We start from the raw sequence: 14827 nt of genomic DNA, 5'->3' as shown, positions 1-14827 counted from the left end.
TATAAAACTTTCACCCGATGAAGTCCTCGGGCTTTGGAATCTCAAGCTTCAATCCCTTCCTCTGTCTGACTTCCATCACGAACTGTTCGAACAGATTCTGAGGTACCTGCTCGAATCCTGCAAATTCCACACTCCAGATTGCTTTTCCTGATGTTGCGCCTCTTATTGCGCCTGCGAATCCGAACATCTCCTTGACCGGAACCTTGGCTATGACAGTAACAGCATCCCCCTCGGAGTTGATCTCCAGTATAACTCCTCTCCTTCCCTGAATCTCTCTTGTTACCGCACCCATCATTTCCTGCGGGACGGTAACATACACCTTCTGATATGGCTCAAGCAGAGCCGGTTTTGCCTGGAGCATCGCAGCAAATATCGCTGACCTAACGGCAGGAATTACCTGCGCAGGTCCCCTGTGCACCGCATCCTCGTGCAGCTTACAGTCAACGAGCTTGACCTTCAGCCCGTAAACAGGCTCTCTTGCAACCGGTCCAGCGTTTATTGCCTCTCTGAAACCTTCAAGGATCAGTTCCATGGTCTCGTTCAGGTACTGTATACCTTTTGTAACGTCCACAAAGATGTTTCCGCTGTAGTACTCCTGAACACCGGCCGCTTCGTCTCCCGGAAGACCTGCCTCCTCCAGAAGCTTCCTCCTCTCCTTCTTATCCATCTTCAGGTCGACTTCACCCTCCTTGAACTTCTCTATGACTGCCTCAGGACATGGTTCAACAACTATGTAGAATCTGTTGTGCCTGTTTGGCGACTTGCCCTCGACTACAGGAGATGTCATGTTAACGGTTTCTCTGAAAACGACGATTGGTGGAGACGTCTTGACTTCAAGCCCGAAGTCCCTTCTTATTCTCTCAACCTTAACCTCAAGGTGGAGTTCACCCATTCCGCTGATGAGGTGCTCCCCAGTCTCCTCATTAAGCGTAACATGCAGGGTGGGGTCTTCCTTCGCAAGCTTTCTCAGCACCTCGATGAGCTTCGGCAGGTCTCTCGGGTTCTTGGCCTCGATGGCCATTGTAACTACAGGTTCGCTGAAGTGCTTTATGCTCTCGAACGGTTCCATGCTCTCAACAGTTGAGCATGTAGAACCTGCAGATGCATCTTTAAGCCCGACAAGAGCCACAATGTTGCCTGCGGGGATCTCCTCCACCTCAACCCTCTTTGGACCCATGAAGAGTCCAACAGTCTGGGCTCTGTTCTTTGTTTTCTTGTCAAGAATGTACAGCTCGGTTCCGGGCTTGAGCGTACCGCTGAAAAGTCTTCCAACCGCAATTTCTCCGGCATGAGGATCATTGACAATCTTGGTTATCATGAGTGCAACCGGACCTTTTGGATCACAGTTGAGCATCGCCTTGCCAACATTCGATTCGAGGTCTCCCTTCCAGATTGTCGGGATCCTCCTCTTCTGAGCTTCTGTAGGTGGTGGGAGGTGTCTGATAACCATATCAAGCACTACCTTGAACAGCGGTGTTTTCTTTGCAAGTGTTTTCGAGTCGTCACTCTTGAGGTAGTCGTAAACTTCCTTGAATCCCACGCCCGTTTCCTTCATCGAGGGAACGCTTACAGCCCAGTTGTACAGGGCTGAACCAAAGGCCACACTTCCGTCGGAAACATCGAGTTTCCATTCTTCGTATTTGTCGGGCCTGACGGCCTTTATGAATTTGTTCACATCTGCTATGACCTTTATGAACCTCTTCTGCATCTCCTCGGGAGTAACCTCGAGCTCCCTTATCAGCCTGTCAACCTTATTCACGAAAAGAACTGGCTTAACGTTCTCCCTGAGAGCCTGTCTAAGAACTGTCTCGGTCTGAGGCATTATTCCCTCAACAGCATCAACGACGACAATGACACCGTCAACTGCTCTCATCGCTCTCGTAACTTCTCCTCCGAAGTCAACGTGTCCAGGAGTATCAATCAGATTGATCAGGTAATCCTCACCACCGTATTCGTGCACCATTGATACGCTCGCAGAGTTGATGGTGATACCTCTCTCCTGCTCCTGTGAGTCGAAATCAAGGTAAAGCTGTCTTCCAGCAAGCTCTTCACTGATCATTCCGGCTCCCGCAAGGAGATTATCGGAAAGGGTTGTTTTTCCGTGATCAATGTGAGCCACGATACCCATGTTCCTTATCCTCTCCGGCTTGTACATCAGGTCCTTTATCTTGTCAACCATTTTTTTCGCTCTTGTCATCTACATCACCTTGCCGACTTGGCAACTCTTTCAATTTCCTCCTTCTTGGCAACAGCATAGCTTCTGCTCTCGTTATTTGCAGCAGCAATTAGTTCATCTGCAAGACAGGCTGCAATGCTCCTCTTGGACTTGAAGGCAGCCCTCCTTGCCCCTTCAGCAATATTCCTCAAAGCAATATCAACTCTTCTGGAACTTGAGGTATCGACTGATTTCGGCACAGCGATACCACCATACTTCAGCCTGACAACCTCTTCTCTCGGTCCGGCGTTGATGATAGCATCAACAAGAATCTGAATCGGGTTCTTCTTGGTCTTCTTTGCAACAATTTCAAACGCCTCTTTAACAATGCTGTATGCAAGCATTTTCTTCCCGGTGTTGTGCTCCTTCCTCATCACCTTGTTGATAAGCCTCTCAACGATGAACACATTCTGCTTCGCAAAAGGAGTGTTGGCGTGCCTGCCATGCGTATGCGGGACTACCTTCGGATTGAGGTTTATGTAGTTCTTCAGTGCCGGATCACTGACCTCAACTTCGGAGGCATCGTATTTTCCAAATACAAGCAAATCCTCGTTGGTAAGACCGTATTTCATCAGATCACCTCAGTCTCTTCTCCTTCTTACCCTTCCAGAGTTCCTTGAGGCTTGTGTTGTTTACCTTAACAACCTTGTACCTCACACCAGGAATGTCACCCATACTCCTTCCCATTCTGCCTCCAATACCCTCAATGATTACCTCATCGTGTTCATCAATATAGTTGATTGCTCCATCTCCCGGTGTGAAAGCGGTAACCTGTTTGCCGTTCTTGATGAGCTGAACTCTCACAGCCTTTCTGATAGCCGAGTTGGGCTGTCTTGCCTCTATACCCAGCTTTTCCAGCACTATACCTCTCGCCTGCGGTGCACCCTCAAGAGGGTCTGCCTTTCTTTTAAGATCGAGTACTCTCCTTACGTACCTTTTATCGCTCCACCTGAACTCCTTTCTATTTTCGATGAGCTTTCTTGCGGCAAATAAGCCCCTTCCCATTTCTCCTCACCTCATTTCACTATCACATTTTCAATATCGTGATGTCTTCTCACAAGCTCCTTGACTTTGTTTATATTTTTTCCGCCCTTGCCAATTACAAGCCCCTTATACTGTGCAGGGGCCTGAACGATGGCCGTTCTTTTTCCTTCCTTCTCAACAAGACTTACTTTGACTCTTATGGGTCTGAACAGGTTCTGAATAAACTCCACAGGATCATCACTGTGCTCCAGAACCTCCACCCTCTTTCCAATTATCTCCTTTGCCTTTTCCACATTTATTCCGCCCTTTCCTATGGCCAGCCCCATGTCACCCTTTCTCACAAGAAAAATAACCTTGTCATCATAAATCAGACAGTCCTTCACGTTTGCACCGGTGAGGCTTTCAAAAAGAGCGATATACCTTATACTTTCAGTTGACAGCTTAACTCCCATTTAAATCCCCTCAAAAATATATAATGTATAGAGTATTGGTTCATTCCGCACTTAGTATCTCGGATTCGCCCTCGTCAACAATTGCCAGTGCTGCAACACTGAACGGCTTACCACATATTGCACCAAGCTCCATATTCGTTCCATCGTAGGTCAGGATTTTCACATCGTGCCCTTTAAGACCCTCAAGCACCTCTTCAGGACAGTTTCTGGCCACAATAACCATCTTTGCCTTCCCGTCCTTCACAGCCTTGAGGGTTCTCTTACTCCCAACATAGACCTCTCCTGTTTTCAGTGCTCTTCTCAAAGCCTTACTCAAATCTACCTTCATTTATCTCCCCCCGTGAACAGTTTTACCACAAGTTCAACATCTCCCGTTCCAAGCTTTATGGGCTGTCCAACAATTATATTTTCAGTAATTCCCTTCAACTCGTCCACCTCTCCTCTAACCGCAGCATCCAGCAGATTGTTTACAGTCATTTCAAACGCAGCCCTTGCCAGTATGCTGTGCTTCTCTCCGGCAACACCATGCCTTCCAATCTGTTTCAGATCCCCATCAGCAGTCATCACATCTGCCACAAGCATTATATGCCTCCTGTCAACCTCAAGACCCTGCTCTTCGAGCGTGGATATTGCCTCATTTATCACCGCATTTCTGGCAGCTTCGATTCCCAGAACCTCATATATCTCGTATATATTATTTGTGACTGTTCTCGCGTAGTCAACTCCCTTCTCTTTCATAACCTTCTTGAGATTTGAACCTTCAGTGTACAGAACATACTCGTCGCCTTCCTTTCTTATGATGACTCTCTTTATTTCCTTAATTCCAGACACAACAAGCCTCTTCACCTTATCGAACGTGTCCATCAGAAGCTTGAACGACGGCTCTTCAATGCTCAGAACGAAATCCCCGTCGACCTCATCAAGCTCGATTTTGAGGTTTTTTTCGATCTTCTTCTTCAGCTTATCCCTGTCAAGCCCCTTTCTTTCGAGAGCCTTAACATCAGGCTTGATTACTATTTGCATCCTCCTGAGATCGGTAACTATCTCCGCGACGTCAGTAACGTATGTGGCTTCAATCCTGTTTGCAACTTCCCTTGCCTTTTCCCTGTCCTTTGCATATTCAGGAATCAGCCTTATGGTCATCATGGGTGTTGAGGGGTTTTTCCTGACATCCAGGATTTCAATCAGCCTTGGAAGACCGAGAGTAACGTTAATCTCTGCAACACCGGCATAGTGGAACGTTCTCATCGTCATCTGGGTACCTGGCTCTCCAATGGACTGGGCTGCAACTATGCCTGCTGCCTCTCCAGGCTCAACGAGGTTCCTCAAATAAGCCTCATAACACCTCTCAATTACCTTTTTGGCAGTATTTTCATCCGCATTTATCTTTTCCAGCTCCTCAGCAACCAAATCCCTCACGTAATCGGGAAGAGGATAATCCTTCATCAATTCGTAATACGTCTCCTTCATACCAATCACTCTCCCATTACCTCTCTGATGATTCTCTTTACATCCACAGCCTTACCCCTGTAGCTTTTCATAGGGTCCACACCATCCTGTCCGTATCTGAACTGTACAATAAGACCGCTGGTCTGCTCTCTGACAGTTCCATCATAATCCACCTTGAGGTCTTGAAGTGCATTGATCAGCCTTCTCTGCAGGTAACCTGACTGTGAAGTTCTGACAGCAGTATCGACAAGACCTTCTCTACCACCAACAGCGTGGAAGAAGAACTCAATTGGATTCAAGCCGTCCTTGTAACTGCTCCTGACAAAACCTCTTGCCTCAGGACCGAGATCGCCAGGCTTGAAGTGTGGAAGAGTTCTGTCTGTGTAGGTGTAACCTCTCTTAATCCTCTCTCCTCTGACAGACTGCTGCCCAATACATGCTGCCATCTGGGTAAGGTTGAGCATCGAACCCCTTGCACCGCTCACGGCCATGATAACCGCTGCATTATCCATACCCAGATACCTTCCGGCTATCTTTCCAGCCATGTCTCTCGCTCTGCCAAGCTCCTGCATGATTTTCATCTCGAGCGTTTCCTCTATGCTTCGTCCGGGCATGGGTTCAAGGTTACCCTGCTTGTACGCCTCAATGAGCTTCCACACCCTTTCCTCTGCTTCCTCAATAACCTGTTCGATCTGCTCTCTTGCCTCTTTCGGAATATCAACGTCGTCGATACCCACAGTGAAGCCCGTGAACATGATTGCCCTGATGGCGAGTTTTGTCATGTTGTCTATGAACTTTCTCGCTTCCTCGGTTCCATATTTTCTGATGATTTCGTCAATGATTATACCCTTGAAAGCACCGACCGCCTTCTCATCGATCGTCCCGGTAACGAGTTCACCGTTCCTTATGTACACGTAAGCGTCATTTTCACACTCAACACCCTTGCAGACCTCGCACCCCTGGCAGATCTCTGCCTTGAATTCGAGAGACAGGTCGGGAAGAATCATGCTGAAAATCTGCTTTCCACTCCACTTGCCGTCATGCTTCGGCTCAGGGAGCTTTGTTATCTCCAGGGGGCGTATTATTTCCATGACCTCTGCCTTGCTGAATAATTTCTCACCCCTCGTGAGGAGATACAGGCCAGAGATGTGATCATGAATTCCTCCAATAATCGGTCCACCAAATCTTGGGGACAGAATGTGCTCCTGAACCGCCATCAGAATCTTTGCCTCTGCCTGAGCTTCAAGGCTTTGCGGCACATGCAGGTTCATCTCATCCCCATCAAAATCAGCGTTGTATGGCGGACAAACTGCTGGATTGAGTCTGAATGTCTTGTAAGGCAGGACTTTCACATAATGTGCCATGATGCTCATCCTGTGAAGCGAGGGCTGTCTGTTGAACAGAACGATGTCGCCATCCATAAGCTGTCTCTCCACAATCCATCCGGGTTCAAGTTTTTCTGCAAGCTCATACCTGTTGGACTCTATGATTCTAATTCTCCTGCCGTCTTCCCTGATAACATAGTTCGCCTTGGGGTGCTCGTCCCTGAGAATGAACTCTCTCGCTTCATCAATATTCTTCTCAGTCACATATATCGGAACTGACAGCTCTTCAGCAACCTCCAGCGGAACACCCACTTCGTTTATGCTGAGGTTTGGATCAGGGCTGATAACAGTTCTCGCTGAAAAGTTAACTCGTTTACCTGACAGACTACCTCTGAATCTGCCTTCCTTGCCTTTAAGCCTCTGTGCAAGAGTTTTGAGAGGCCTGCCACTCCTATGTCTCGCGGGTGGTATGCCCGATACCTCGTTGTCAAGATAGGTTGTAACGTGATACTGCAGAAGCTCCCAGAGGTCTTCGAGAATCAGCCGCGGCGCTCCCGCCTCTTTGTTCTCCATAAATCTCTGGTTGATCCTGATTATATCTACAAGCTTGTGAGTAAGGTCATCCTCGCTCCTCTGACCTGTTTCAAGGATGATTGAGGGTCTTACCGTTACCGGTGGAACGGGAAGAACAGTGAGAACCATCCACTCTGGCCTGACTGCTTTGGGATCCATTCCAAAAGCCGGTAGATCCTCATCGGGGATCTTTTCAAGCCGCTCCCTCACATCCCTGGGAGTCAGCCTGTGCTCGTTCTCGTAGAAAAACGTGGGTTTTTCGAATTTGATCTCCATCTGATCAGAACCACAGTGAGGACACTTCTTAACAGACTTCGTAACTCTGAAGACTTCCTTCACTATTCCCTCGTAATCCTGACCGAGCTTTCGCCTCTCCTCGATCTCAGTCACAAATTTATCTCGTCTGTCATCCTTGAGCAGAATTCTTCCGCACTCCCTGCATGTTGCGTTGAGCAACCTTGCTATGAGCTTCGCATAGCCCACATGAACCACTGGAGCCGCAAGCTCAATGTGACCAAAATGACCCGGACACTCGCCGGCCTTACCACCACAGGTTTTGCATTTCAGTCCGGGGTCAATCACTCCAAGTCTCGGGTCCATCAATCCGAATTCTATGGGAAAACCGTCGTCATCATAAGTTTCAGGTGAGATTACCTTGACAACACTCATTTTTCTTATCTCTTTTGGACTTAAAACTTCAAACCTGATCGAACTTATTCTTTTCGGTATCATTCAACCACCTCACGCCCTATCTCCAAGCAGGAGCCTTGGAGCGATTATCATGGACTTCATCTCATCGAGCAAAAGCTTGAAGGCATAGCTCATCTCCACTCTGTGGATGTCGCTGTCATCATCACAAACCGTACAGTACGGAGTCCTCCTTCTGAAATCATAGGTTGCCACATGCCCGCACTTGTTGCACACCCAGACCTCAACCTTGTCAGACTCGTCGAGCAGCCTGTCCTTGAGCAGCAAAGCAGCACCGTGTCCAATGAGAACATCTCTCTCCATTTCACCAAACCTGAGACCTCCCTTCCTTGCTCTACCTTCTGTTGGCTGTCTTGTGAGAATCTGCACTGGCCCTCTGCTCCTTGCGTGAAGCTTGCTCGACACCATGTGATACAGCTTCTGATAGTAAATCACACCAACAAAGATGTCAGCAACAATTTTCTTGCCCGTGATGCCATCATACATTACCTCTTTACCCGTATGGCTGAAACCGTACTTTATCAGGGTCTGTCTCAGGTCTTCCTCTTTTTCACCATGGAAGACCGTTCCATCAACCCTCCTTGCCTCAAGACTGCCGACCTTACCGCCGATCATCTCAAGAACATGCCCTACAGTCATTCTCGAAGGAATTGCATGGGGGTTGACGATCATATCCGGCACTATGCCGGACTCGCTGAACGGCATGTCCTCCTCGGGCACTATCAGCCCAATAACTCCCTTCTGTCCGTGCCTTGAGGCAAACTTATCTCCAAGCTCGGGGATTCTCTGATCCCTGACCCTGACCTTTGTGAGTTTCTGTCCGTTTTCAGAGATCGTAAGAAAAACGGCATCAACAATACCCTTTTCGTTACTTCTCATGGTTACGGATGTCTCCCTCCTCTTCTGTGGAGAGATGCCAAGCTCAGTGGGTTCCTCAAGGAACCTTGGTGGAGAGGTTTTTCCGATCAGCACGTCATCCGGACCGACCTCGGTTTCCGGAAACACGAGACCATCTTCATCCAGATGCATGTATGCCTCGGCACCCCTGTAACCGTTTACGTCTGAAGGTGGAATCTCAAATTTGTCTTCCTGTCCACCGGGATACCTCATCTCTTCCGCTTCATACGTTCTGAAGAAGTGGGATCTGCCAAGTCCTCTTTCAATGCTGGCCTTGTTGAAAATAAGAGCATCCTCAATGTTATAGCCCTCATAGCTTATAACCGCAACGACAAAGTTCTGCCCGGCAGGCCTTTCATCGAATCTTATTTCCATCTGGGTGTCAGTGGCAACAATTGGCTTCTGCGGATAGTGCAGAAGGTGTCCTCTCGTATCTGCCCGGAACTTGAGATTGGAATATGGCAAACCCAAGCTCTGCTTTATCATTGCAGCGCCCATTGTGTTTCTTGGAGAAGCGTTGTGTTCGGGATACGGAAGACTGCCCGTGCAGATACCGACAATGAGTGCAGGATCAACTTCAAGGTGAGTATGTTCCTCCGTTAGCGCATCTTCGCTTATGGCAATGTACGCGTTTTCCTCTTCCTCTGCATCGAGGTACTCAATTTTACCCTGCCTTACGAGGTCGTCAAAAGTTATCTCTCCTTTTTTCAGCTTTTCAATATCCTCATCAGTTACGAGGGGTTTACCATTTCTGACCACAATGAGGGGTCTCCTCGCCCTTCCAGCGTCAGTATTTATCCTAACCTCGTTTGAGTCTGAGTAATAAACCACGTTAATCTGATTGCTTATTTTGCCCTTCCTCCTCAGATCCCGTATCTGGTCAGCAAGTTTCCCACCATCATCCACAAATCCGACAAGGGCACCATTAACATAAACTCTGCATTTTTTCATGAAACATCACCCTTTAATTTTCTCCACACCAAGGCTGTAAAGGGTGGAAATAACCTCATCCTCATCGACACCGACGCTTACTTCAGCATACTCGGCGAAGTTTTTGACAAGACCACAGTTTGGCCCTTCCGGAGTCTCACTCGGACATATCCTCCCAAACTGAGTGGGGTGCAGATCTCTTGCCTCAAAATGCGGCTGAGATCTCGAAAGAGGAGAGATTACTCTCCTGAGCTGCGAGAGGATAGAGATGTAATTGTGTCTGTCTATAAGCTGGGAAACACCTGTCCTGCCGCCTACCCAGTTACCGGTCGCCATTGGATGCATGATTCTATCCGTAAGCACGTCACTTCTAACTGCAGTGGACATCTTCATCGATCTTCCCCTGACCTTTGCTCTCTCAAGCTGGTATTTGACATCCTTCATGAGCCTAAGGAATGCAACTCTGAAAATTTCCTCCATAAGGTCTCCAGCAAGCTTAAGTCTCTTGTTTGCATAATGATCCTTGTCGTCCTCACTTCTGTAACCAAGATAAAGCTCCAGAACTGCCTCAGCCATCCTCGCAAGGAAAAAGGCTTTCGCCTTTCTGTCTTCCTTTTCGGTTCCAATATGTGGAAGGAAGTACTGATCAATAACCTGCTCTGCCCTCTGCAACCTGTATTCTCTGCTCTGACCCGGTGCAACCCTCTTACCTATGTAATCTATCGCTTCCTCCTGACTCTCAACTTCAGCAACCTCAACATTCTCAAGCATGAACTTCATTATTTCAGGATCGTTGCTCACCATCTCGACGATTTCCTGATCGCTTTCGACGCCTAAGGCCCTCATCATCACCACGAACTGAATTGGCTTGGGAAGCTGCGGAAAACTAACCTCCAGCGTGTTGCTCTTGCTCCTTTCAACAACGATTAAAGCCCTGTACCCTCTCCTCTGGCTGAAACACTTCGCAATCTCAATCTCCTCGCCGTATCTCTCTTCCTTTTCGAGAAGGATTTTGTTTGGGGCGAGGTCCTCGAGGGTCATCAGCGCCCTTTCAGTCCCATTTATGATAAAATACCCGCCCGGATCAAAGGGGTCTTCACCCACGCTGACGGGATCAACCTCGTTCAGGTTGCATATCTTCGATTTAACCATCACCGGCAATTCTCCAATTCTAACCCATTCCTCCTCGAGTTCTTTACCTTCATCGATGACCCAGCACTGAAGATAGAGCGGAGCAGCGTAAGTCATGTTCCTCAACCTTGCGATGGACGGGTAAAGAATTGTCTCAGTACCATCAGCTTCCTTTATCATTGGTTTCCCAACCTGTATTTTCCCCAGCTTTACATACGTGTTCTCGATGTCAAGCTCGATGACACCCTGCTCATCGATGACTCGCTGTAAACCTTCATCTATGAATCTGTTGTATGAGTCGATCTGGTGCTTTACCAGCCTTTCATGCGTGAAATAATTTCTTGCAAGAACTCTACTATCCATACCTACCACCCACTAACCATAAAAATTTCTCAATTCTCCCGACATTACAGTATCCCAGAATCATATCACAAGCCTGTAAGCTATACTCTTACCAAAATATTCGTCCTCTCTCGTTATTTTCACAACATCCCCTTTCTTAGCTCCAATTTCCTTTGCTATTGGGTCGTCTGACCTGATTTTCGGTAAATCTTCCTTTCTGATACCGAGTGTTTCGAGAAGCTCCTCCACTTCCCCCTCACTCAAAATCTCATGTTTTGGAACCAGTATGTGATCCTGCAGCCTGATCTTCATAGTCATCCTCCTTGAATAGGGGTTAAGCGGGCTCGACGGGATTTGAACCCGCGACCGACGGGTTAAAAGCCCGTCGCTCTGCCTGGCTGAGCTACGAGCCCTTACCCTGAAGGCTATGGTATGTGTTTAGAAAATTTTTCCGTGAGCCGCTGGCTATCAATCTCCGTGGGGTCCGGGTCAAATGATTACAGCTTTCGATCCGCATGATCATATTCTATGATCACACATACTGGACTGAAAACATTAAAAAAGTTACGGAAATTACTCCACTCCTGACGGTGATGTTTGTGTTGACGAAGCAGAACAAAATAAGCGTGATAAAGAGGGATGGGCGGATCGAAGAATACAGTCCCCTGAAAATAAAAAGGACGATAACAAAAGCAGGAATTGATTCAAAAACTGCAACAAAAATTATCGAAGAACTCGAGGAAAGGCTTTATGATGGCATAACCACAGACGAAATTTTAAGCATAGTACTCGACCTGCTTGGAAAGCACAAAGGGTTTAGTGGAAAGATATACGACCTGAAAGGGTCCCTATACAAACTAGGACCTGCAGGTTACGAGTTTGAAAAATTCGTTGCAAGACTTCTGGAAGAGCACGGCTACAAAACATCTACGAACCAGATGGTACGGGGAAAGTGTGTGGAGCACGAGATAGATATCATTGCCGAAAAAGATGGGACCAGGTATTTAGTAGAATGCAAGTTCCACAACATTCCGATATACACGGGGCTGAAGGAAGTCATGTACACCTACGCCAGATTTCTCGATATCGACGAGTTTGACGGTGTATGGCTGTTCACCAACACCAAATTCTCAGATGAGGCAAAAAAATATGGCAAATGCAGAGGAGTAAAGCTCACAGGATGGAACTATCCAAAAAGAGAAGGTATCGAATTTCTGCTAACCTCCAAAAATCTCTATCCCATAACGCTGCTGGATGTCAACAAGCACGTTCTCGATACACTCGTCATGTCAGGGATAATATTCTGCAAGGATGCCATGAATGCCGGCATCGACGGTCTGAAGAAAGCAGGTCTTTCAAACAGAGACGCCAAAAGGGTTTTCCACATGGCACGAGAGGTCCTCGCAGAATTGAATAATAAATATTGAAGTGCTCCGGCCGGGATTTGAACCCGGGTCACGGGATCGAGAGTCCCGTATGATTGGCCGGGCTACACCACCGGAGCTTAAACGCACACTTCCATGCTCAGTTTATAATACTTTTGCATAAGTCGTTTCCAGAGGTTTTGAGCATATTAATCAGGATAGATTTGAAAAAATTTATAAATTCTTCTCTCCAAAAAATTTGTATGTCAACTAATGACAAAAGGAGAGAGTACTATTCAATATCGGAGCTTGCAGAAGAGCTCGACGTGAGTACGAGGACCATCAGATATTATGAAGAAATTGGTCTTTTAAACCCTCAGAGGACTCCGGGAAATCACAGAATTTTCACAAAAAGAGACAGAGCGAGGCTGAAGCTGATTCTGAGGGGTAAAAGACTCGGGTTCACACTTGAAGAGATCAAGCAGATTCTCGACATGTATGATGTAAGTGAGCCAGAGCAGATCAGGTTTACACTGAAACTTGCACATGAAAAGCTCAGAGAAATTGAAGACAAACTGGAAGACCTGAAAATAATGAAAGCTGAACTTGAAGATCTGATTGCGAGGCTCAACGAGAGACTCACAGCCCTCGAGGGACAGGCTCAAAAAAGGAATTCGGTTAAAGCATGACTGCACACTTTTTAAACCCATATAAATACCACCAGCCTGATGAGGTTCTGGATAGGCATAGACGACACGGACTCCAGAAAGGGGATGTGCACCACATATCTGTCGAGAATACTGATAGAGAAACTTGAAAAGGCAGGAAACAGGATTCTCGGTCTCCCGAGACTTATAAGGCTCAACCCAAACATCCCATTTAAGACGAGAGGCAATGGTGCGGTTTCGTTTCTGGTAGAAACAGAAGACATTTCTGAAGTTATAGACCTCAGCAACGAAACGGTTCTTGAGCTTGCCGAACTCAATGAAGAGGACACAGACCCGGGACTCGTGTTCATCGACGCCGAAAACGACGATATCATGAATGTGCTGTATACATTTTCCCAGAGAGCTATAAAAGACGTTATTTCACTTGATGAGGCTCTGTTCATTATCGGAAAATACTTCATCCCTCATCTGAAGTACAAGAGAGGCAGGGGGTTGATTGGCGCCCTGGCGTCAGTTGGGGCGGAGTGTGAGGATACAACAATAGAGCTCCTCGCCTACAGGAAAAGGGAAAGATTTGGCAAAAGAAGAGAATATGATCCCGACTCATTCTTCCTTGCGGATTTGCTGACCTATCCAAAAACCTTCGATACGGTTGACTGGGGGAATGAAGAGGTTGTCTGCGTCCCTGGCTCCCCGGATCCTGTCCTTTTTGGGATTAGGGGTGACGACATAAACGCCGTGCTGAGAGCATTTGAAACTGTAAAAACCGAAAAAATAGACAGATATCAGATATTCGTCACAAATCAGGGGACTGACATGCACCTAACACACGAAGACGATATCATGAGTCTTCTTGAATCCAGATCATACATCCTCAGCGGAGTGGTTGTCGAGGAGCCGTTCGAAATTGAGGGTGGGCACGTTTTCTTCATGATGGAGACAAAATTCGGCGAAGTCAAATGTGCAGCCTTTGAGCCAACAAAACAGTTCAGGAACATCATCCGAAAGCTTCGAAAAGGGGATCGAGTAATTGTTTATGGAGCCTACAAGGACGGAACAATTAATCTCGAAAAAATAAGGATTGAATCGCTTGCAAAGATATACCGAGAGATGAATCCGCTCTGCCCTGAATGCGGTAAAAGGATGGAAAGTGAGGGCAAGAACAAGGGATTCAGATGCAGGAAATGCAGGACAAAAGCTGAGGAAAAGGTGCTGGTTGAAGTTGAGAGAGGCCTTGAACCGGGAATCTATGAGGTGCCCCCATCGGCCAGAAGGCACCTGTCCAAACCGCTCATAAGGATGGATGCTGAAGACAGACACATCTTCAGGTAACATTATAAAAGCCAGCTCAACAAAGTTCTGATGACCATGAAAAGAAAGGGAACGCACTACGAAAGGGAACTCGTACACCTCCTGTGGGATGAAGGTTTTGCGGCAATACGAAGTGCTGGCAGTGGATCGATGCAGTATCCATCTCCAGATATTCTCGCAGGAAACGGGGCGATTTTTCTTGCGATAGAAGTAAAGGTCAGAGAGAAACTCCCTCTTTACATCTCTGCCGAAAAGCTGAGAGAACTTGTGATGTTCTCAAATCTGTTCGGGGCAAAGCCGATTATAGCCCTAAAGATCAAAAAAGAAAAATGGAGATTTTTTGAGCTGGAAATGCTTGAGGAGACCAAGAAGGGGTACAAAATCACACAAAAAAAATTCTTTGAAGGGAAGGAGCTTGGTGAAATACTGAACAAGTACAGGCAGGAAAGACTTTAAATCTGTCCGGTGTTGGTAGGGG

Annotated in this window: 14 protein-coding genes and 2 tRNA genes; 4 read left to right on the top strand and 12 right to left on the bottom strand. The window is 47.1% G+C overall.

The features are described from left to right. Positions 1–10: 10 nt before the first annotated feature. The 11 genes from LPQ35_RS03655 to LPQ35_RS03605 form a co-directional block, all read right to left on the bottom strand. Positions 11–2197, bottom strand: a complete 2187-nt coding sequence (locus tag LPQ35_RS03655; RefSeq protein WP_193805844.1) for an elongation factor EF-2 — start codon at positions 2195–2197, stop codon at positions 11–13. 5 nt (positions 2198–2202) lie between these two features. After that, complete coding sequence (rpsG, locus tag LPQ35_RS03650; protein WP_193805845.1) at positions 2203–2787, bottom strand: 30S ribosomal protein S7; 585 nt, start codon at positions 2785–2787, stop codon at positions 2203–2205. 4 nt (positions 2788–2791) lie between these two features. Beyond that, positions 2792–3220: a 30S ribosomal protein S12 gene (locus LPQ35_RS03645; protein WP_048092332.1), complete on the bottom strand. Its 429-nt coding sequence runs from the start codon at positions 3218–3220 to the stop codon at positions 2792–2794. Positions 3221–3231: 11 nt separating this feature from the next. Continuing rightward, entirely contained in the window at positions 3232–3651 is a 420-nt protein-coding gene (locus tag LPQ35_RS03640; RefSeq protein ID WP_048092334.1) for a NusA-like transcription termination signal-binding factor, read from the bottom strand. Between the two features lie 40 nt (positions 3652–3691). Beyond that, positions 3692–3979 carry a 50S ribosomal protein L30e gene (locus tag LPQ35_RS03635; protein ID WP_048092337.1) on the bottom strand — a complete coding sequence of 96 codons (288 nt, stop codon included), beginning with the start codon at positions 3977–3979 and terminating at the stop codon, positions 3692–3694. Then, positions 3976–5121 carry a DNA-directed RNA polymerase subunit A'' gene (gene rpoA2 / locus LPQ35_RS03630; protein WP_193806679.1) on the bottom strand — a complete coding sequence of 382 codons (1146 nt, stop codon included), beginning with the start codon at positions 5119–5121 and terminating at the stop codon, positions 3976–3978. Before rpoA2 ends, LPQ35_RS03635 begins: the two co-directional genes overlap by 4 nt. 5 nt (positions 5122–5126) lie before the next feature. Beyond that, on the bottom strand, positions 5127–7730 hold the full coding sequence (locus LPQ35_RS03625) for a DNA-directed RNA polymerase subunit A' (protein WP_346297688.1): 2604 nt from the start codon (positions 7728–7730) through the stop codon (positions 5127–5129). A 9-nt stretch (positions 7731–7739) separates the two neighbouring features. Further along, the gene (gene rpoB, locus LPQ35_RS03620; protein WP_193805849.1) at positions 7740–9554 is read right to left on the bottom strand and encodes a DNA-directed RNA polymerase subunit B; all 1815 of its coding nucleotides are present in this window, start codon (positions 9552–9554) and stop codon (positions 7740–7742) included. Between the two features lie 6 nt (positions 9555–9560). Then, positions 9561–11027 (bottom strand): DNA-directed RNA polymerase subunit B'', encoded by a 1467-nt coding sequence (locus tag LPQ35_RS03615; protein WP_193805851.1) that lies wholly within the window; start codon positions 11025–11027, stop codon positions 9561–9563. 60 nt (positions 11028–11087) lie between these two features. Beyond that, positions 11088–11318: a DNA-directed RNA polymerase subunit H gene (locus tag LPQ35_RS03610; RefSeq protein ID WP_193363913.1), complete on the bottom strand. Its 231-nt coding sequence runs from the start codon at positions 11316–11318 to the stop codon at positions 11088–11090. Positions 11319–11345: 27 nt separating this feature from the next. Next, positions 11346–11419, bottom strand: a tRNA-Lys gene (locus tag LPQ35_RS03605). Between the two features lie 180 nt (positions 11420–11599). Between LPQ35_RS03605 and LPQ35_RS03600 the strand changes: the two genes are divergently transcribed. Then, complete coding sequence (locus tag LPQ35_RS03600; protein ID WP_346297717.1) at positions 11600–12433, top strand: ATP cone domain-containing protein; 834 nt, start codon at positions 11600–11602, stop codon at positions 12431–12433. Positions 12434–12435: 2 nt separating this feature from the next. On the opposite strand, the gene LPQ35_RS03595 is transcribed toward LPQ35_RS03600, so the two are convergent. Next, a tRNA-Glu gene (locus tag LPQ35_RS03595) sits at positions 12436–12510 on the bottom strand. A gap of 123 nt (positions 12511–12633) precedes the next feature. On the opposite strand from LPQ35_RS03595, the gene LPQ35_RS03590 reads away from it, so the two are divergent. The 3 genes from LPQ35_RS03590 to hjc are packed head-to-tail and all read left to right on the top strand — an operon-like array spanning position 12634 to position 14805. Next, complete coding sequence (locus LPQ35_RS03590; RefSeq protein ID WP_193805856.1) at positions 12634–13059, top strand: MerR family transcriptional regulator; 426 nt, start codon at positions 12634–12636, stop codon at positions 13057–13059. Positions 13060–13098: 39 nt separating this feature from the next. Continuing rightward, positions 13099–14370, top strand: a complete 1272-nt coding sequence (locus tag LPQ35_RS03585; RefSeq protein ID WP_193805858.1) for a TiaS agmantine-binding domain-containing protein — start codon at positions 13099–13101, stop codon at positions 14368–14370. 30 nt (positions 14371–14400) lie between these two features. Then, entirely contained in the window at positions 14401–14805 is a 405-nt protein-coding gene (gene hjc, locus LPQ35_RS03580; protein WP_346297687.1) for a Holliday junction resolvase Hjc, read from the top strand. Positions 14806–14827: the final 22 nt, after the last annotated feature.

This window comes from Geoglobus acetivorans (assembly GCF_039641995.1).
GTDB lineage: Archaea > Halobacteriota > Archaeoglobi > Archaeoglobales > Archaeoglobaceae > Geoglobus > Geoglobus acetivorans.
This window is presented reverse-complemented; position numbering and strand designations above follow the sequence as displayed.

Excerpts from the sequence above, each read along its gene's own strand:
- rpsG (WP_193805845.1), bottom strand. The coding sequence starts at position 2,787 with ATGAAATACGGTCTTACCAACGAGGATTTGCTTGTATTTGGAAAATAC.
- LPQ35_RS03610 (WP_193363913.1), bottom strand. The coding sequence starts at position 11,318 with ATGAAGATCAGGCTGCAGGATCACATACTGGTTCCAAAACATGAGATT.
- hjc (WP_346297687.1), top strand. The coding sequence starts at position 14,401 with ATGACCATGAAAAGAAAGGGAACGCACTACGAAAGGGAACTCGTACAC.
- LPQ35_RS03585 (WP_193805858.1), top strand. The coding sequence starts at position 13,099 with ATGAGGTTCTGGATAGGCATAGACGACACGGACTCCAGAAAGGGGATG.
- LPQ35_RS03590 (WP_193805856.1), top strand. The coding sequence starts at position 12,634 with ATGTCAACTAATGACAAAAGGAGAGAGTACTATTCAATATCGGAGCTT.
- LPQ35_RS03615 (WP_193805851.1), bottom strand. The coding sequence starts at position 11,027 with ATGGATAGTAGAGTTCTTGCAAGAAATTATTTCACGCATGAAAGGCTG.
- LPQ35_RS03625 (WP_346297688.1), bottom strand. The coding sequence starts at position 7,730 with ATGATACCGAAAAGAATAAGTTCGATCAGGTTTGAAGTTTTAAGTCCA.
- rpoA2 (WP_193806679.1), bottom strand. The coding sequence starts at position 5,121 with ATGAAGGAGACGTATTACGAATTGATGAAGGATTATCCTCTTCCCGAT.
- LPQ35_RS03640 (WP_048092334.1), bottom strand. The coding sequence starts at position 3,651 with ATGGGAGTTAAGCTGTCAACTGAAAGTATAAGGTATATCGCTCTTTTT.
- LPQ35_RS03655 (WP_193805844.1), bottom strand. The coding sequence starts at position 2,197 with ATGACAAGAGCGAAAAAAATGGTTGACAAGATAAAGGACCTGATGTAC.
- rpoB (WP_193805849.1), bottom strand. The coding sequence starts at position 9,554 with ATGAAAAAATGCAGAGTTTATGTTAATGGTGCCCTTGTCGGATTTGTG.
- LPQ35_RS03600 (WP_346297717.1), top strand. The coding sequence starts at position 11,600 with ATGTTTGTGTTGACGAAGCAGAACAAAATAAGCGTGATAAAGAGGGAT.
- LPQ35_RS03635 (WP_048092337.1), bottom strand. The coding sequence starts at position 3,979 with ATGAAGGTAGATTTGAGTAAGGCTTTGAGAAGAGCACTGAAAACAGGA.
- LPQ35_RS03645 (WP_048092332.1), bottom strand. The coding sequence starts at position 3,220 with ATGGGAAGGGGCTTATTTGCCGCAAGAAAGCTCATCGAAAATAGAAAG.